Raw genomic sequence first — 18,274 nt, 5'->3', positions numbered from 1 at the left:
CAATACTGCCCCGATTCTTCACCTTGCTCGACCGGTCTCTATGCCAACCCTGCGCACTTTTCTCGCCACTGCCCTGCTGGGCCTGACCCTTTGTGTCGGCAGCGTATACGCCGCCGACCCGCCCAGCGCCGACGCTATCCAGCAAACCCTGGACAAGCTGCCCGACCGCAAGCTGCCCGACGCCGACATGAAGGCGCTGCAGGCGATCCTGCAGCAGACGCTGACTCACCTGGGCAACAAGCAGGATTACGAGCAGCGCCTGGTCGATCTCAAGCGCCAGTTGCAAGACGCCCCGCGCCAGACCAGCGAAAACCAGCGCGAACTGACCCGGCTCAAGGCCACCAAAGTCGTCCCGGTGGCCCAGCGCTACGCCACCTTGCCGGTGCCGCAACTGGAACAACTGCTGGTGCAGCGCACCACCCAGCAAGGCGACCTGCAAAAAGACCTGGCCGACGCCAACAGCCTGACCATCGCCGCCCAGACCCGTCCCGAACGCGCCCAGACCGAAATCAGCAGCAGCCAGACGCGCATCCAGCAGATCAACGCGACCCTCAAGGCCGGCAAGGACAATGGCAAAACCCTCAGCGCCGACCAACGCAACCAGTTGAACGCCGAACTGGCGTCGCTCAATGCCCTGATCCCACTGCGCCGCCAGGAACTGGCCGGCAACAGCCAACTGCAAGACCTGGGCAACAGCCAGCATGACCTGGTGGTGGAAAAAACCGCGCGCCTGGAACAAGAGATCCAGGACCTGCAAACCCTGATCAACCAGAAACGCCTGGCCCAGTCCCAACAGACGGTGACCCAACAGTCCATCGAAGCGCAGAAAGCCGGCAGCAGCAGCCTGTTGGCCACGGAAAGCGCGGCCAACCTGAAGCTGTCCGACTACCTGCTCAAAAGCACCGACCGCCTCAACGACCTGACCCAGAAGAACCTGCAGACCAAGCAGCAACTGGACACCGTGACCCAGAGCGACTCGGCGCTGGACGAACAGATCAACGTGCTCAAGGGCAGCCTGCTGCTGTCGAAGATTCTGTACAAACAGAAACAGGCCTTGCCGCGCCTCACGGTCGACCGCAACCTCGCCGACGACATCGCCAACATTCGCCTGTACCAGTTCGAGGTCAACCAGCAGCGCGAACTGATCAGCTCGCCCAGCACCTATGTGGATAACCTGCTGGCCAACCAGCCGCCGGATGAGGTCACCCCGCAATTGCGGCGCACTCTGCTGGAACTGGCGATCACCCGCAGCGACCTGCTCGAGCGCCTGAGCCGCGAGCTGAGCGCGCTGCTCAATGAATCGATCACCCTGCAACTGAACCAAAAACAACTGCTGAGCACCGCCACCACCCTGCGTGCGACCCTCGATGAGCAGATGTTCTGGATTCCCAGCAACAAGCCGCTGGACACCGAGTGGCTGGAAACCGTCCCGGATCACCTGAGCAAGCAAGTCACCTCCCTGCCCTGGGCCTCCAGCGTCAGCGAACTGTACGACGGCCTGACCCAGCGCCCGCTGCTGTTCCTGCCGTTGCTGCTGTTGATCGGCGCACTGTTGTGGCGGCGCAATGCCTTGTACGCGCGGCTGAAAAAGGTGCACATGGACATCGGCCACTTCAAGCGTGACAGCCAATGGCACACGCCCCAGGCGATCCTGGTGAATATCCTGCTGGCCATGCCCGTGGCCTTGGGCCTGGCGTTATGCGGTTATGCGTTGCAGATCGACGCCCGCGGGCAAAACGCCAACCTGGGTGCCGCGCTGTTGCAGATCGCTCAGGCGTGGTTGGTGTTCTACACCGCCTACCGAATCCTCGCGCCAGGCGGCGTCGCCGAATTGCACTTCCGCTGGGAACGACCGCAGGTCGCATTCCTGCAAGGTTGGGTACGCAAGCTCGGGCTGGTGGTGCTGGCGCTGGTGGCCGTGGTGGCCATTGCCGAGCACCAGCCGGCAGCCCTGGCCGACGATGTGCTGGGCATCGGCGTGGTGCTGACCTGCTATGCGCTGATGGCCTGGCTGCTGGGTCGCCTGCTGTTGCACAGCACGACCCACGAGAAAGCCTCACTGTTCCGCAAAACCGCGGGCCTGTTGTTTACCGCGCTGCCCATCGCACTGTTTATCGCCGTGTGCTTCGGCTATTACTACACCGCGCTGAAGCTCAGCGACCGGTTGATCAACACCCTGTACCTGTTGATGTTCTGGCTGGTGATCGAAGCCACGTTCGCCCGCGGCCTGGGCGTCGCCGCCCGGCGCCTGGCCTATTCGCGGGCATTGGCAAAACGCCAGGCCGCCAAGGAAGCCGGCGAAGGCGAAGCGGTGATCGAAGAGCCGACCCTGGACATCGAACAGGTCAACGAACAATCCATGCGCCTGATCCGCCTGGCCCTGCTCGGCGGCTTCATCGCGGCGCTGTACTGGGTGTGGTCGGACCTGATCTCGGTGTTCTCCTACCTCGACAACGTCACCCTCTACGAATACACCAGCGGCACCGGGGCCAATATCAGCATGGTGCCGATCAGCATCGGCGACATGCTCGGCGCGCTGATCATCATCGGCATCACCTTCGCCCTGGCGCGCAACCTGCCCGGCTTGCTGGAAGTGCTGGTGCTGTCCAAGCTGGACCTGGCCCAGGGCAGCGCCTACGCCACCACCACGTTGCTGTCCTACGTGATTGCCGGCGTGGGGTTTGTGGCGACCCTATCGACCCTCGGCGTGAGCTGGGACAAGTTGCAATGGCTGGTGGCTGCGCTGTCGGTGGGCCTGGGCTTCGGTATGCAGGAGATCTTCGCCAACTTTATCTCCGGCATCATGATCCTGTTCGAGCGCCCGGTGCGGATCGGCGACACCATCACCATCGGCAACCTGTCGGGCACGGTGAGCAAGATCCGCATCCGCGCCACCACCATCACCGACTTCGACCGCAAGGACATCATTGTCCCGAACAAGACGTTCATCACCGGGCAACTGATCAACTGGTCGCTGACCGACACCATCACCCGGGTCACCCTCAAGCTCGGCGTGGACTACGGCTCCGACCTCGACCTGGTGAAAGCCCTGCTGCTCCAGGCCGCGCGCGAAAACCCGCGGGTGCTGAAAGAACCCGAACCCCACGTGTACTTCCTCAACTTCGGCGAAAGCACCCTCGACCACGAACTGCGCATGCACGTGCGCGACCTCGGTGACCGCAACCCGGTGATCGACGAGGTGAACCGTTTTATCAACCGCGAGTTCAAGAACAACCACATCAACATCTCGTTCCGGCAGATGGAGGTTTACCTGAAGAACCTGCACGGCCAGGAGTACAAGCTGGTGCCGGTAGAAGACGAAAAACGCACCATCGCCAACCCGGCCGAGACGCACGACGCACCGGAACCGCCGCCGGGCAAAGTGGTGGACGCCCCCGAGCCGCCACCCTCCAAGCTCGACTAAAACGCCTATCCCCAGCAGAATGCTCGGACATTCTGCTGGAGATGGCCGGTGAAAGCCCTCGACGAACTGACCTTCGACAATCGCTTCGCACGCCTGGGCGACGCGTTCTCAACCCACGTCCTGCCCGAGCCCCTCGACGAACCGCGCCTGGTCGTGGCGAGCGACGCCGCCATGGCCCTGCTCGACCTCGACCCGGCCGTGGCCGAAACGCCGGTGTTCGCCGAACTGTTCGGCGGCCACAAGCTGTGGGCCGAAGCCGAACCGCGGGCGATGGTGTATTCCGGGCATCAGTTCGGCTCCTACAACCCGCAGTTGGGCGATGGCCGTGGCTTGCTGCTCGGCGAGGTGTATAACCGCGCCGGCGAACACTGGGACTTGCACCTCAAGGGCGCCGGGCAGACGCCGTACTCGCGGATGGGTGATGGCCGCGCCGTGCTGCGCTCTTCGATTCGGGAGTTTCTGGCATCAGAAGCCCTGCATGCATTGAACATCCCTAGCAGCCGGGCGCTGTGTGTGATCGGCTCGAGCACGCCGGTTTGGCGCGAGAAGCAGGAACGCGGGGCGATGGTGTTGCGCCTGGCCCGTAGCCATGTCCGCTTCGGCCATTTCGAGTACTTCTACTACACCCAGAAGCCCGAGCAGCAGGCGGCACTGGCCGAGCACGTGTTGAAGCTGCACTTCCCCGAGTGCCAGGAACAGCCCGAACCGTACCTGGCGATGTTCCGCGAAGTCGTCGAACGCAACGCCGCACTGATCGCCAAATGGCAGGCCTATGGCTTCTGCCATGGGGTGATGAACACCGACAACATGTCGATCCTCGGCATCACCTTCGATTTCGGGCCGTTTGCGTTTCTCGACGATTTTGACGCGCACTTCGTCTGCAACCACTCCGATCATGAAGGGCGCTACTCCTTCAGCAATCAGGTGCCGATCGGGCAGTGGAACCTCAGCGCGCTGGCGCAGGCGCTCACACCGTTTATCAGCGTCGACGCCTTGAAGGAAACCCTCGGCCTGTACCTGCCGCTGTACCAGGCGCACTACCTGGACCTGATGCGCCGCCGGCTGGGGCTGACCAGCGCCGAAGACGATGACCAGAAACTGCTGGAGCGCCTGCTGCAATTGATGCAGAACAGCGGCGTGGACTACACGCTGTTCTTCCGCCGCCTGGGCGATGAACCGGCCGCGCTCGCAGTGGCGCGGTTGCGCGACGAGTTTGTCGACAGGAACGGCTTCGATGCCTGGGCGGATGCGTACAAGGCCCGCGTGGCGCGTGATGGCGAGTACAGCGAAGAACAGCGCCGAGCACGGATGCATGCGGTCAACCCGCTGTACATCCTGCGCAACTACCTCGCACAGAACGCTATCACCGCCGCCGAGTCTGGGGATTACAGCGAAGTGCGGCGGCTGCATGAGGTGTTGCGCAAACCGTTCGAGGAGCAGGCCGGGATGGAGCAGTACGCGCAGCGGCCGCCGGATTGGGGCAAGCATTTGGAGATCAGTTGTTCTTCGTAGAGTCGGCTAGATGAACGTCTCCACGGAAACCCCAAAGCGTTCGGCCAACCATTTAATCTGTCGCAGATTGAGCTTACGCTTACCGCTCAGAATCTCGGAAACGACTGACTGTTTGCCTAAGCCTGGCAGATCACTTTGATTCAAGCCGTGTTCGCGCATCATCGCGCGCAACACGTCAACACCACTGACGATGGGCATCGGACGATGCTCGTGATCGTAGGCTTCGATCCAGTCACTGAGAATATCCACCAAACTCATAAGCGGATTTGATTCGTCCTCCCCGACCAAATCCAGCAACTCGTCGAGGGCAGCAACCAGTGCATCGTAATCCGCCTCGTTTTTTGGCTTGCGCAGTAATGGTGAAACAAATTGCCAATGTTCAGCGGCGAGCTGAATGAGTGCGCTCATCTGATTGTCTCCTTCCACTTGTCTTGTTCGTATTCGCGGTGATCGAGCAGATGCTTGATGTAAATTCGTTGTGCTGGGTACCGCACGAAAGCAATTAACCTCAGTTTATTGCCACCGATGTCGAACACATGGAACTGCCCGACTTTATCCGTCGCAGGAAAAATGCCTTTCATTGACGCGAAATCTCCTGGGCTATTGCGCTTTATCCGTCGGTACCACTCATCCAAAGCACTCGCTGAGCGCGGCCACTTTTCCTTTGCTTCCCAGATCCTTTTCTCACTAATCACTCGCATGCAACATCCTTATCGCATCTTGCTATGAAGGTTAAACCCGAACTCAAACTATCGCAATTTGCTATAACCGCAAACAGACAGATGGCGGGAAACAGAACGCGCTCCAACAGCCTAGATAAGCGGCTTCACATCGACATGGCAGAAACTGTGAACGGATGAGTCACCGCTCCCACGCCTTGATAAACCCCAGACCTGACTCCAAATAGGATCTATTGGCCAGTCTCAAAGGAGCGCCACCATGTCCAACCCTCTCGTCATTCCCTGCCCGCACTGCAACGGCCTCAATCGCATCCCCGGCGAACGCCTGGGCGATGCGCCGAAGTGCGGGCGCTGCAAGCAGCCGGTGCTGCTGAACAAACCTTTTGAACTGAAACAGGGCGACTACGCCAGCCAGATCAAGGGCGACCTGCCGTTGCTGGTGGATGTGTGGGCCGATTGGTGTGGGCCGTGCAAGTCGTTCGCACCCATCTTCGAGCAGGCCGCTGCGCAGTTGGAAGGCAAGTGCCGGTTGGCCAAGCTGGACAGCGAGGCCAATCAGCAGTTGTCGGCGCAGTTGGGGATTCGCTCGATTCCCAGCTTGATTCTGTTCAAGAACGGCCGCGAAGTGGCGCGTCAGAGTGGGGCGTTTCCGTTACCGCAGTTGATGAGCTGGTTGCGTAGCCAAGGGGTGTAACTCGACCTTGAGCACAACGCAGGCCAGTGTGGTGCTTTGGGTCAGGCGTTTTCCAGCAGGTTATGCAACTCCACAAACTGCTGCGTCAGCTTGTGCCGTGGGTCCAGGTGGATCAGCGGTTTGTTCTGCTGGTGCGACTCACGCATGCGTACCGAACTCGCCAGGTACACCGGCAGCACCGGCAAGCCTTCGGCAATCAACTCATCGAGCATCTGCTGCGGCAAGCTCGCTCGCGCCTGGAACTGGTTGACCACGATGCCTTCGACTTCCAGGCCTTCGTTGTGGTCTTCCTTCAATTCTTCGATTTCCGCCAGCAGGCCATACAGCGCCTGGCGCGAGAAACTGTCGCAATCGAAGGGGATCAACACACGATCAGCAGCAATCAGCGCCGAAACCGCATAAAAATTCAACGCTGGCGGGGTATCCAGGTAAATCCGGTCGTAGTCTTCGCTCAGTTCATCCAGCAGCTTTCGCAGCTTGTTGATCTTGTGCTTGGCTTCGAGCTTGGGCTGCAAGTCCGCCAGCTCAGCGGTGGCGGTGATCACGTGCAGGTTGTCGAAGGGCGTTTCGTAGATATCCACCCGGTTTTTCTTGGCGAACGGCCCCGAAGACAGGGTTTGCTTGAAGAACTCGGCAATACCCATCGGTATATCGTCGCCGGTCAGCCCGGTGAGGTACTGAGTAGAGTTGGCTTGTGCATCGAGGTCCACCAACAGGGTTCGATAACCTTCACTGGCGCTGACCGCCGCCAGGTTGCAGGCGATGCTGGACTTGCCAACCCCGCCTTTTTGATTGAACACCACGCGCCGCATGGAAAAACCTCCGTGTACCAATGAATGCCCGAGTGTAGAGGGCAAAAGCGCCGGTTAGCTACCTCGTTCATCCATGCACTGCTGCATTAATGGTCAGGGCTAGCATCTAACGTACAAATGAAAAGGAACAGTCCGACAATCCAGCTCGGTTCTCAGTGAAGGACAATCTGTAAATCTTCCCCAGCAAATTGTAATCGGCCGTGAACAAATATTTACCAAAGTTTGCTAGAACCCCACAGCACCGGGATAATGCGCGCCATTCGGCTGCTGCTCCCTGTCCCGGTATTCGGGGCCAGTGGCCGCGCATGGAAGCCCGCAGGGGCGGGATATCTTCTCAGTGATCAATTTCAATATCAGCCAATGGCGCGCCTGGGCTCCGGGCCTCGAAAGTGCGGACGACTGGCGCGCCTGGTGCCAGGCGCCAGTGTTGCTACCCGCCAGCGAAGCCTCCCCCGACGTCTCGTTTTTACCGGCCATGCAGCGCCGCCGCCTGAGCCGTCTGGCGCGCATGGCTTTCAGCGTGGGCTGGCCGCTGGCCGAGGGCCTGCAAGACCTGCCGCTGGTGTTCGTTTCCCGCCACGGCGAAACCCCGCGCACCCTCGACATCCTCAGCGACCTGGCCAACGACCAGCCGTTGTCGCCGACCCAGTTCAGCCTGTCGGTGCATAACGCGGTGATTGGCCTGTGGTCGATCCTGCGCAATGAAACCAGCGAAATGACCGCCCTCGCCGCCGCCGGCGATGGCCTGGAACACGGCATGCTCGAAGCAGCGGCCCTGCTCAACGAAGGCGCCCCGGCGGTATTGCTGGTGATCAGCGAGGAACAGCCACCCGAGGCCTACGCCAACTGGATCCACGACGTGCCCTTCCCCTACGCCCTCGGCCTGTTACTGACGCCGGGCGACGAGTGGCAACTGGAACTGCGCACCGGCACTGTCCAACACACTCACACCCAGTGGCCTCATGCCCTGAACCTGCTACGCACCCTGTTGACCGAACAGGGCGCCTGCCAACACGCCTGGAAGAACCGCGTATGGAACTGGCAACGCAAGCCCTGAACGACAAGCCACGGGACGCCTACTACTGGCGCCTGTTCGCCACCGCCGCCAGCTTCGCGCTGTTTGGCGTCGGCGGGCTGTGCCTGCGCTTACTGGTGTTTCCGTTGCTCAATTGCCTGCCGGGGACTGCCAAGCAGCACCAACGGCGCGCGCGGCATACCATCAGTCGCCTGTTCTGGTTGTTCATTCGGTGGATGCAGCGCCTGGGCATTCTCACGTTCAGCGTCGACGGTGCCGACAAACTCGGACGCCCCGGCCAGATGATCGTCGCCAACCACCCGTCACTGATCGACGTGGTGTTCCTGATCGGCCTGATGCGCCAGACCAACTGCGTGGTCAAGCAGAGCCTGTTTCAAAACCCGTTCACCCGTGGGCCGGTACGCGATGCCGGCTACATCAGCAATGACGGCAGCGCGGACATGCTCGACGCCGCCGCCGATGCGCTGCGCGAAGGTCAGACCCTGATCATCTTTCCAGAAGGCACCCGCACCACACCCGGCGCGGCGCCTGCCTTTCATCGCGGCGGCGCCGCGATTGCGTTGCGTGGTGCGACAATCATCACCCCCGTGGTAATCAAGGTCAGCCCGACCACCCTGACCAAGGCCGAACCCTGGTATCGCATTCCCAAACGCCGCTTTCACTTCAGTTTACGGGTGGGTGCCGATATAGAACCACAAGCGTTCGCCGCACTCGGCCCCGCGCCCCAGGCCTCACGCAAGCTCAACGATTACCTGCATCACTATTTTATTAAGGAGCTCGCCGAAGATGAGCAACTCAAACAGCCTTGAGCACGACATAAAGACGCTGATCATCGAGGCCCTGGGCCTGGAAGACATCAGCGTCGACGACATCAACAGCGACCAAACCCTGTTCGGCGAAGGCCTCGGCCTGGACTCAGTCGACGCCCTGGAACTGGGCCTGGCGATCCAGAAAAAGTACGGCTTCAAGATCGATGCCGACGCCAAGGACACCCGCAATCACTTCACCAACGTGGCCAGCCTTGCGGCGTTCGTCACGGCCAAACAGGCAGCTTGAGACCGTACCATGCAAACTCGTGACGATATTTTCAACACCCTGCGCGCTGCCTTGGTGGAACTGTTTGAACTGGAACCTGAACGCATCACCCTCGAAGCCAACCTGTACCAGGACCTGGAAATCGACAGCATCGACGCCGTGGACCTGATCGACCACATCAAACGCCAGACCGGCAAAAAAATCGCCGCCGAAGAGTTCAAGGCTGTGCGTACCGTGAACGACGTGGTTGAGGCGGTGTACCGTCTGGTCCAACCGGCCGCATGAGCCGGCTGATCGGCCTTGGCCTGTTGCTGGCGGGGTTGCTGTACCCTTTCGCGGTGTATTACGGCACCGAGCACTTTGCACCGTGGCAATTCGGCCTGCTGCTCGGCAGCCTGTGGTTGCTGCGCGCGCTCACGGGTGCGCGGCGCCCCGGCAGCCGCTGGATGGCGGTGGCGATCATCCTGTTCTGCTTGGCCCTGGCCTGGTTCGACAACCCGCACCTGCTGCGCTGGTACCCGAGCCTGGTCAGCGCGTTCATGTTGGCGCTGTTCGGCCTGAGCCTGAAATACGGCCCGCCGATGGTCGAGCGCCTGGCACGCATGACCGACCCGCAACTGCCGCCGAAAGCCATTGTGTATACGCGCCAGGTCACCGTGGTGTGGAGCGTGTTTTTTCTGTGTAATGGCCTGCTGGCCGCCGCCCTCACCCTGTGGGCGCCGCTGAGCTGGTGGACGTTGTACAACGGCCTGATCGCCTACGGGCTGATGGGGCTGTTGTTTGCCGTGGAATGGCTGGTACGACAAAGGGTTCGAGGCCGCGTATGAATGGGTTGAAACTTGAGCACCTGCTGCTTGAGCCGTTGGAACAGCGCTTGGTCACCACCGAGCCTGCGATGAATCACGCCCAGCTGTGGGAGCAATCCCTGCGCCTGGCGGCAGGCCTGCACGCGCGCGGTATCCAGCGCGTGGCGGTGCATCTGGAAGACGCCGGCCTGCTGGCGATCGCCCTGCTGGGAGCCTGGCGCGCCGGGGTCGGCGTGTTGCTGCCCGCCGACCTGCAACCGCAGACTCGCCAACGCTGGGCCGACGCCGTCGACACCTGGCTGACCGACGCCGCGGACCTGGACGCGTTGTATCAGGCGCCGTTGAGCCCGGCCGCCCTCGACCTGGATGCGTGCCAATTGAGCCTGTGTACCTCCGGCTCCAGCGGCGAACCCAAGCGCATCGACAAGACCCTGCGCCAGCTGGCCAACGAGGTGCAGGCCCTGGAAACGCTGTGGGGCGCGGACCTCAACGACGCCTGCATCATCGGCAGCGTCGCCACCCAACACATCTACGGCTTGTTGTTCCGCGTGCTGTGGCCGTTGTGCGCCGGCCGCAGCTTCGTGCGCCGCCAGTTGGCCTTCCCGGAGGATTTGCAGCGCGCCAGCCGCGAGCACCCACGGTTCGCCTGGGTCGCCAGCCCGGCGCTGCTCAAGCGGATGGGCGACAACCTCGACTGGCCGGCCCTGAGCCGAGTGTCGCGGGTGTTCTCCTCCGGCGGCGCCCTGCCCATCGACGCAGCCGCCAGCCTGTACGAACGCTTGCAACAATGGCCGACGGAAATCCTCGGCAGCTCGGAAACCGGCGGCATTGCCTGGCGCCAAGGCGCGCAGCCGTGGCAGCCGTTCGCCGGGGTAGAACTGAGCCAGGACGCCGACGGTGCCCTGCGCATTGCCTCGCCGTACCTGCCCGCCGGGCATATCGAACAGACCGCCGACGCCGCCCGCCTGCATGCCGACGGCCGCTTCGAGCTGCTCTGGCGCCTGGATCGCATCGTCAAACTGGAAGAAAAACGTATCTCCCTGCCCATGCTCGAACAGGCCCTGATGGCGCACCCCTGGGTCGCCGAAACGCGCCTGGGCGTGGTCCAGGAAAACCGCGCCAGCCTCGGCGCCCTCGTGGTGCTGAGCGCCGACGGCCTGCATGCCCTGCGCAACCAGGGCCGGCGTACCGTCACGCAAACCCTGCGCCAACACTTGAGCCAGCACTGCGAAGCCCTGGCCTTGCCGCGTCGCTGGCGTTTACTGCGACAGTTGCCGCTGAACAGCCAAGGCAAGCTGCCCCAGGCCGAGATCGAAGCGCTGCTGCTGGCGCCCCGGCCGAAAGCCCCGGAGGTGCTGGAGCAAGTCGAAGCCGATGGCGAATGGACCTTGCAACTGAGCATCCCGCCGGACCTGGCCTACTTCAGCGGCCACTTCCCGGTGACGCCGGTGCTGCCGGGCGTGGTGCAGGTCGAGTGGGCGTTCAACCTCGGCCAGCAACTGCTCGACCTGCCGGCGACCTTTGCCGGCATGGAAGTGCTCAAGTTCCAGCAACTGGTGCGCCCCGGCGACCACGTCGAACTGCACCTGCGCTTCGACCCGCAACGCAGCAAGCTGTATTTCGCCTACCGCAGCGGCGTCGCAGCCTGCTCCAGTGGCCGGATTCAACTGGAGCCTGTGCATGCATAACCCCTGCGCCCTGATCCCGGTCTACAACCATGAAACCGCCGTGCCGGCCGTGGTCCACAGCCTGCTCGACAGCGGCCTGCCATGCCTGTTGGTGGACGATGGCAGCAGCCCGGCGTGCGCGGCGGTGCTGGCGCAATTGGCGACCCTCGACAACGTCAGCCTGCTCACCCTGCCGAACAACCAAGGCAAGGGCAGCGCGGTGATGGCCGGCTTTCGCGAAGCGGCGCGCCTGGGCTTCACCCATGCCCTGCAAGTGGACGCCGACGGCCAACATGACTTGCGCGAAGTCGAGAGCTTCATCGACACCTCGCGCCGACACCCCACGGCGGTGATCTGCGGCTACCCCGAATACGACGACAGCGTGCCCAAGGGCCGCCTGTACGCACGCTACCTGACCCACGTGTGGGTGTGGATCAACACCCTGTCGCTGCAGATTCGCGATTCGATGTGCGGCTTTCGCGTGTACCCGCTGGTGCCGACCCTGGCGCTGATGGACTCGGCCTACATCGGCACCCACATGGATTTCGACTCGGACATCCTGGTGCGCCTGGCCTGGCGCAACCAGCCGATGCGCTGGCTGCCGACGAAGGTGCATTACCCCGCCGACGGCCTGTCGCACTTCCGCCTGTTCCGCGACAACGTGCGTATCTCGGCCATGCACACCCGGCTGTTCTTCGGCATGTTGGTGCGCGCACCGATGATTCTGTGGCGACGGTGGCAGGCATGAGCGACAGCAGCAAACACTGGGCCGACCGCGAAGAGCGTGGCAGTTTCTGGCTGATGAAACTCACCGCAGTCGCCGCCAGGCTGCTCGGGCGCCGGCTGTTGAGCCCGCTGCTGTACGGCATCGTGCTGTACTTCTTCCTGTTCGGCCGCACCGCGCGCCAGAGCACCTGGCAATACCAGCAGCGCCTGGCGCAATGGAGCGGCCGCGATGAGCTGCGCCCGACCCTGCGCAAAGTCTTCGGCCAGTTCATGGCATTTGCCGATGCGCTGCTGGACAAGCTCGACGTGTGGAACGGCAAGCTGCGCATCGAGCAGATCGAAATCCACGACCCGGCGCAATTGCGTGGGCAACTGCGCGGCGAACGCGGGCAGATGCTGGTGGGCGCGCACCTGGGCAACCTCGAAGTGTGCCGCGCGCTCGCGGAGATCGGCGAAAAAGTCACCATGAACGTGCTGGTCCACACCAAGCACGCCGAACGCTTCAACCGCCTGCTGGGCGAAGCCGGCGCGACCCATTTGCGCCTGATCCAGGTCAGCGAGCTGGACCCGGCGACCATGCTGCTGCTCAGCCAGCGCCTGGACGACGGCGAATGGCTGGCGATTGCCGGCGACCGCGTGCCACTGCACGGCGGGCGCACGGTGCGCGTGGACTTCCTCGGCCATGACGCCGCCTTCCCCCAGGGCCCGTGGCTGCTGGCCGGCCTGCTGAAATGCCCGGTCAACCTGCTGATGTGCCTCAAGCACCAGGGCCGCTATCGCCTGAGCATCGAACCGTTTGCCCAACTGATCGAATGGAAACGCAGCACCCGCGAGCAGGTCATCGCCCTGTGGACCGCACGCTACGCCGCACGCCTGGGCCAGTTCTGCCTGGAAGCGCCCCAACAATGGTTCAACTTTTACCCTTTCTGGAAGACCGATGACGACGCATCTTGAGCCGGTAACGTTTGGCGAACGCGCTTTGCGCATTGAAGACGTATTGGCCCTGGCCAATCGTCAGGCGCCCACGCACTTGCAGGATGATGCCGCGTATCGCCAGCGCATCGCCAAGGGCGCGCAGTTCCTCGACTCGCTGCTGGACAAGGAAGGCGTGATCTACGGCGTGACCACCGGCTATGGCGACTCGTGCGTGGTGGCGGTGCCGTTGCAGCACGTCGAAGCCCTGCCGCGGCACCTGTACACCTTCCACGGTTGCGGCTTGGGCAAGTTGCTCGACGCGCAAGCCACCCGCGCCGTGCTCGCGGCGCGTTTGCAGTCGCTGTGCCACGGCGTGTCCGGGGTGCGCGTGGAACTGCTCGAACGCCTGCACGCGTTCCTCGAACACGACGTGCTGCCGCTGATCCCGGAAGAAGGCTCGGTGGGCGCCAGCGGCGACCTGACGCCGCTGTCCTACGTGGCCGCGACGCTCTCCGGCGAACGCGACGTGCTGTTCCGTGGCGAACGCCGCCAGGCCATCGACGTCCACCGCGAACTGGGCTGGGCGCCGCTGGTCCTGCGGCCCAAGGAAGCCCTCGCACTGATGAACGGCACCGCCGTGATGACCGGCCTCGCCTGCCTGGCCTTCGCCCGCGCCGATTACCTGCTGCAATTGGCCACGCGCATCACCGCGCTGAACGTGGTGGCGCTGCAAGGCAACCCGGAACACTTCGACGAGCGCCTGTTCGCCGCCAAGCCGCACCCGGGGCAGATGCAAGTCGCCGCGTGGTTGCGCCAAGACCTGGCCATCGATGCGCCGACTGCGCCGCTGCACCGTTTGCAGGACCGCTACTCGCTGCGTTGCGCGCCCCATGTTCTCGGCGTGCTGGCCGACAGCCTGAACTGGCTGCGCTCGTTCATCGAGATCGAACTCAACAGCGCCAACGACAACCCGATCATCGACGCCGAAGCAGAGCGCGTGCTGCACGGCGGGCACTTCTACGGCGGGCACATCGCCTTCGCCATGGACAGCCTCAAGACCCTGGTGGCCAACGTCGCCGACCTGCTCGACCGCCAGCTCGCCCTGCTGGTGGACGTGCGTTACAACCACGGCCTGCCGAGCAACCTGTCCGGCGCCCCGGCCGACCGCGCGATGATCAACCACGGCTTCAAGGCAGTGCAGATCGGCACCAGCGCCTGGACCGCCGAAGCGCTGAAGAACACCATGCCGGCCAGCGTGTTTTCACGCTCCACCGAGTGCCACAACCAGGACAAAGTGAGCATGGGCACCATCGCCGCCCGCGATGCGATCCGTGTGCTGGAGCTGACCGAACAGGTCGCCGCCGCCACCCTGCTCGCCGCCAACCAGGGCGTGTGGCTGCGCGCCCAGGCCGCCGAGGCGCGCCCGTTGCCGCCGGCGTTGGCAGCGATGCACAGCGAGCTGGCCAAGGACTTCCCGCCGGTGATCGAAGACCGCGCCCTCGAAGGCGAGCTGCGCCTGTGCCTGCAACGCATCGCCGAGCAACACTGGAGGCTGCATGCGTAGCCCGGGCGTACTGCATTGCGACACGGAAATCCTCGTGCCGTTTTTCGACATCGACACCATGAACGTGGTCTGGCACGGGCACTACGTGAAGTACCTGGAAATCGCCCGCTGCGCCCTGCTCGACAAGATCGGCCATAACTACGCAGCGATGCTCGAGTCGGGCTACGCCTGGCCGGTGATCGACATGCAACTGCGCTATGTGCGCGGCGCCACCTTCGGCCAGACGCTCAACGTGCGCGCCAGCCTGGTGGAGTGGGAGAACCGTTTGAAGGTCAATTACCTGATCACCGACCGTACCAGCGGCGAACGCCTGACCCGTGCCAGCACGGTACAAGTAGCGGTACAAATCGCCAGCCGCGAGATGCAACTGGCGTCCCCTACCGTCTTCATCGACGCGATCGAAAAGGCCCTGAAATGCTGACCCCTGTAGGAGCGAGCTTGCTCGCGAAGATCGTCAACGATAACGCTGGCCACCTGACACCCCGCGGTGCCCTCAGGTTTTTCGCGAGCAAGCTCGCTCCTACAGTGTTCGCGTTGTTTGGTTTTTCGGCGGCGGCCCATGGGTTCGATCTGCAGCAACTGAGCGATCAGTTGGCCAAACCCAGCGTGATCCACGGCAGCTTCATCCAGGAAAAACACCTGCGCGCCCTGCCGCAGCCCTTGGTCAGCAAAGGCACCTTCGTCCTGGCCAAAGACCACGGCCTGCTGTGGCTGCTCAAAACCCCGCTGCAACAGGATTACCGCATCAGTACCCAAGGCATTGCGCGGCGTGACGCCAATGGCTGGCAGACGCTGCCGAACAAGAGCGCCGGGGCCGAGCAGAACCGCCTGTTCCTCGCCGTGCTGCAGGGCGACAGCAGCGGCTTGCAGCGTGACTTCGACCTGCAACTGCAGGGCGAAGCCGAGCAGTGGCAGTTGACGCTGACCCCGCGCTCGCTGCTGCTCAAGCAAGTGTTCAAGCAGATCAATATCGACGGCGGCACGCTGGTCCACAGCATCGAACTGCTGGAAACCCAGGGCGACAGCACCGTGCTGCGCATGCAGGACAGCAGCGCCGACCTTCCCCTGAGCGATGCGGAGCAACACGACTTTGCCCAGTGAGCGTTTATTGCCGCGCCTGTTCCTGACCCTGCTGGTGGCCGTGCTGGCCCTGGCCGGCTGGCAATGGCGCCATGGCGCGCCGTTGTCGGCCAACCTGATGGAACTGGTGCCGGGCAACACGCCGGACGCCCTCGAACTGCAAGCCGAACAGCGCATGCAGGAACCGTTGAACCGCGAAATCCTGGTCCTCGTGGGGCACGCCGACCGCCAGCAAGCGGTCAACGTGGCCGAGCAACTGGGCGCGCGCTGGCAAGCCAGCGGCCTGTTTGAAAAGGTCCAATGGAACCTGCAAGCCGACCTGCCGGCACTGCGCGCGCAATTGTTGCGCGGGCGTTTGTCGATGCTCGCGGCCAAGGACCGCGAGCAACTGATCGACCACCCCGACGCCTTCATCCAGCAGCGCGTGCAAGCGCTGTTCGACCCGTTCACCGGGTTCAGCCTGGTGCCGAGCCAGGACGACTGGCTGGGCCTGACCGGACGCATTCAGAACAGCCAGCCGCAGAGCGGCGCGGTGCAATTGGATATCGGCAGCGGCGCATTGATCGCCGATGCCGACGGCAAGAGCTGGGTGCTGTTGCGTGCGCGCACCACCGGCAATGCCTTCGATATGAAACTGCCGCTGCAGGTCGCGGACCTGCTCCAGGCCAGTCGCGCCCAGGCCACCGAGCACGGTGCGCAACTGCTCGCGGCCAGCGGTTTGCTCTACGCTGCCAGCGGGCAACAGCAAGCCAGCCGCGAAATCACCTGGGTCGGCGGCGGCGCCACCCTCGGCATTCTGCTGCTGTTGCTCCTGGCGTTCCGCCGCTGGCGCGTGCTGCTGGCCTTCGTGCCGGTGCTGGTGGGCATGCTGTTCGGCGCGGTGGCCTGTGTGGCGCTGTTCGGGCATATGCATGTGATGACGCTGGTGCTCGGTTCCAGCCTGATCGGCGTGGCGGTGGACTACCCGCTGCACTATTTGTCGAAAAGCTGGAGCCTGCAGCCGTGGCGCAGTTGGCCGGCGTTGCGCCTGACCCTGCCGGGCCTGAGCCTGAGCCTGGCGACCAGTTGCATCGGTTACCTGGCGCTGGCCTGGACGCCGTTCCCGGCGCTGACCCAGATCGCCGTATTCTCCGCTGCCGGCCTGGTCGGTGCGTACCTGTCGGCCGTGTGCCTGTTGCCGGCGCTGCTCAAGGGTGTCGACCTGCGCCCGGCGCAATGGCCGTTGCACATCGCCGAGCGCCTGTGGCTGATGCGTTCCGGGTTGATCAAGCGCGTGCCGAGCGCGGTGCTGCTGGTGTGGGTGCTGCTGTTTTGCGCCGGCGGCTTGTGGCAGTTGAACAGTAAAAACGATCTGCGCCAGTGGATCGGCGCCCCGCCGCAATTACTGCAGGAAGCCCAGGCCGTGGCGCGGATCACCGGGTTCCAACCCACCAGCCAGTTCTTCCTGGTGCGCGCCGACAATCAGCAGCAGTTGCTGGAACGCCAGGCCGCCCTGGGCCAGCGCCTGGAACAGCTGGTGAATATGGACAAACTCCAGGGTTATCTGGCGCTGAACCAGCTGGTCAACCTGCCCGCCGAGCAACAACAGCTGCGCGAGGCGCTGAATGCACTTCCCGCGCACTGGCAACCGCTGCTGGACCTCGGCGTGCCCGTCGGCGCGCTGCAAGCCGAAGTCGCTCAACTGCAAGCGCTGCCCACCCAAGACATCGACGCTGCGCTGCTCGGGCCACTGGCCGAACCCTGGCGCACGCTGTGGCTGGGCCCGGTCGACGGCGGTGTGGCAGCCATGATCAGCCTGCAAGGCTTGAGCGACCCGGCGCTGCTGCAGGTGCAGGCCGCGGATTTGCCGGGGGTGCAACTGGTGGATCGCCTGGGGGAGTTGAACCGGGTGTTCGCCGCCACGCAGATCAGCGCGGCTGAATTGAAGTTGATGTCGTGCGGGCTGATCGTGCTGTTGCTGATCGTGCCCTTCGGCTTTGGCGGCGCGCTGCGCATCGTCGCCCTGCCGTTGCTGGCCGCGCTGTGCAGCCTGGCCAGCCTCGGTTGGCTGGGCCAGCCGCTGACGCTGTTCAGCCTGTTCGGCCTGCTGCTGGTCACCGCCATCAGCGTCGACTACGCGATCCTGATGCGTGAACAGATCGGCGGGCCTGCGGTCAGCCTATTAGGAACACTGCTGGCGGCACTGACGACCTGGTTGTCGTTCGGCCTGCTGGCGCTGTCGAGTACACCCGCGGTGAGTAATTTCGGCCTGTCGGTCAGCCTGGGCCTGGCCTTCAGCTTTATGCTGGCGCCCTGGGCCGGCCGACAGAAGCACGCCTCATGA

Annotated in this window: 18 protein-coding genes; 15 read left to right on the top strand and 3 right to left on the bottom strand. The window is 63.4% G+C overall.

Annotated features, from left to right (window positions below):
• Nucleotides 1-40 precede the first annotated feature (40 nt).
• Complete coding sequence (gene mscK, locus JN756_RS02230; protein WP_046384947.1) at nt 41-3,424, top strand: mechanosensitive channel MscK; 3,384 nt, start codon at nt 41-43, stop codon at nt 3,422-3,424.
• A gap of 48 nt (nt 3,425-3,472) precedes the next feature.
• Nucleotides 3,473-4,936 (top strand): protein adenylyltransferase SelO, encoded by a 1,464-nt coding sequence (gene selO / locus JN756_RS02225; RefSeq protein ID WP_126588442.1) that lies wholly within the window; start codon nt 3,473-3,475, stop codon nt 4,934-4,936.
• 6 nt (nt 4,937-4,942) lie between these two features.
• On the opposite strand, the gene JN756_RS02220 is transcribed toward selO, so the two are convergent.
• Entirely contained in the window at nt 4,943-5,344 is a 402-nt protein-coding gene (locus JN756_RS02220; protein WP_046384949.1) for a helix-turn-helix domain-containing protein, read from the bottom strand.
• Nucleotides 5,341-5,637, bottom strand: a complete 297-nt coding sequence (locus tag JN756_RS02215; protein WP_017849827.1) for a type II toxin-antitoxin system HigB family toxin — start codon at nt 5,635-5,637, stop codon at nt 5,341-5,343. The genes JN756_RS02220 and JN756_RS02215 overlap by 4 nt, the downstream gene beginning before the upstream one ends.
• A 238-nt stretch (nt 5,638-5,875) precedes the next feature.
• Here JN756_RS02215 and trxC point away from each other — a divergent pair, with 238 nt between their 5' ends.
• Nucleotides 5,876-6,310: a thioredoxin TrxC gene (gene trxC / locus JN756_RS02210; protein ID WP_017849828.1), complete on the top strand. Its 435-nt coding sequence runs from the start codon at nt 5,876-5,878 to the stop codon at nt 6,308-6,310.
• Between the two features lie 41 nt (nt 6,311-6,351).
• Here the strand turns inward: trxC and JN756_RS02205 are convergent, their stop codons facing one another.
• Nucleotides 6,352-7,122 carry a ParA family protein gene (locus JN756_RS02205; protein ID WP_017849829.1) on the bottom strand — a complete coding sequence of 257 codons (771 nt, stop codon included), beginning with the start codon at nt 7,120-7,122 and terminating at the stop codon, nt 6,352-6,354.
• Between the two features lie 337 nt (nt 7,123-7,459).
• On the opposite strand from JN756_RS02205, the gene JN756_RS02200 reads away from it, so the two are divergent.
• The 12 genes from JN756_RS02200 to JN756_RS02145 are packed head-to-tail and all read left to right on the top strand — an operon-like array spanning nt 7,460 to nt 18,274.
• The gene (locus JN756_RS02200) at nt 7,460-8,179 is read left to right on the top strand and encodes a beta-ketoacyl synthase chain length factor (RefSeq protein ID WP_046384950.1); all 720 of its coding nucleotides are present in this window, start codon (nt 7,460-7,462) and stop codon (nt 8,177-8,179) included.
• Nucleotides 8,155-8,967 (top strand): lysophospholipid acyltransferase family protein, encoded by an 813-nt coding sequence (locus JN756_RS02195; RefSeq protein ID WP_017849831.1) that lies wholly within the window; start codon nt 8,155-8,157, stop codon nt 8,965-8,967. Before JN756_RS02200 ends, JN756_RS02195 begins: the two co-directional genes overlap by 25 nt.
• Nucleotides 8,945-9,214: a phosphopantetheine-binding protein gene (locus tag JN756_RS02190; protein WP_046384951.1), complete on the top strand. Its 270-nt coding sequence runs from the start codon at nt 8,945-8,947 to the stop codon at nt 9,212-9,214. Before JN756_RS02195 ends, JN756_RS02190 begins: the two co-directional genes overlap by 23 nt.
• A 9-nt stretch (nt 9,215-9,223) precedes the next feature.
• Nucleotides 9,224-9,478 carry an acyl carrier protein gene (locus JN756_RS02185; RefSeq protein WP_017849833.1) on the top strand — a complete coding sequence of 85 codons (255 nt, stop codon included), beginning with the start codon at nt 9,224-9,226 and terminating at the stop codon, nt 9,476-9,478.
• The gene (locus JN756_RS02180) at nt 9,475-10,020 is read left to right on the top strand and encodes a COG4648 family protein (protein ID WP_017849834.1); all 546 of its coding nucleotides are present in this window, start codon (nt 9,475-9,477) and stop codon (nt 10,018-10,020) included. Before JN756_RS02185 ends, JN756_RS02180 begins: the two co-directional genes overlap by 4 nt.
• A complete protein-coding gene (locus JN756_RS02175) occupies nt 10,017-11,687 on the top strand; it encodes an acyl-CoA synthetase family protein (protein WP_201021747.1) in 1,671 nt (556 codons plus the stop codon). Before JN756_RS02180 ends, JN756_RS02175 begins: the two co-directional genes overlap by 4 nt.
• Nucleotides 11,680-12,414 (top strand): glycosyltransferase family 2 protein, encoded by a 735-nt coding sequence (locus JN756_RS02170; RefSeq protein ID WP_046384953.1) that lies wholly within the window; start codon nt 11,680-11,682, stop codon nt 12,412-12,414. The genes JN756_RS02175 and JN756_RS02170 overlap by 8 nt, the downstream gene beginning before the upstream one ends.
• On the top strand, nt 12,411-13,346 hold the full coding sequence (locus JN756_RS02165; RefSeq protein ID WP_017849837.1) for a lysophospholipid acyltransferase family protein: 936 nt from the start codon (nt 12,411-12,413) through the stop codon (nt 13,344-13,346). The genes JN756_RS02170 and JN756_RS02165 overlap by 4 nt, the downstream gene beginning before the upstream one ends.
• Complete coding sequence (locus JN756_RS02160; protein ID WP_126588445.1) at nt 13,330-14,871, top strand: HAL/PAL/TAL family ammonia-lyase; 1,542 nt, start codon at nt 13,330-13,332, stop codon at nt 14,869-14,871. The genes JN756_RS02165 and JN756_RS02160 overlap by 17 nt, the downstream gene beginning before the upstream one ends.
• Entirely contained in the window at nt 14,864-15,292 is a 429-nt protein-coding gene (locus JN756_RS02155; RefSeq protein ID WP_057003642.1) for an acyl-CoA thioesterase, read from the top strand. The genes JN756_RS02160 and JN756_RS02155 overlap by 8 nt, the downstream gene beginning before the upstream one ends.
• Entirely contained in the window at nt 15,286-15,972 is a 687-nt protein-coding gene (locus JN756_RS02150) for an outer membrane lipoprotein carrier protein LolA (RefSeq protein WP_046490798.1), read from the top strand. The genes JN756_RS02155 and JN756_RS02150 overlap by 7 nt, the downstream gene beginning before the upstream one ends.
• Nucleotides 15,944-18,274 (top strand): MMPL family transporter, encoded by a 2,331-nt coding sequence (locus JN756_RS02145; RefSeq protein ID WP_046384957.1) that lies wholly within the window; start codon nt 15,944-15,946, stop codon nt 18,272-18,274. The genes JN756_RS02150 and JN756_RS02145 overlap by 29 nt, the downstream gene beginning before the upstream one ends.

This window comes from Pseudomonas sp. Y39-6, from assembly GCF_023651955.1.
GTDB classification, from domain to species: Bacteria; Pseudomonadota; Gammaproteobacteria; order Pseudomonadales; family Pseudomonadaceae; genus Aquipseudomonas; species Aquipseudomonas veronii.
Note: the sequence above shows the minus strand (reverse complement) of the source record. Positions and strands in the feature narration are given on the sequence as shown.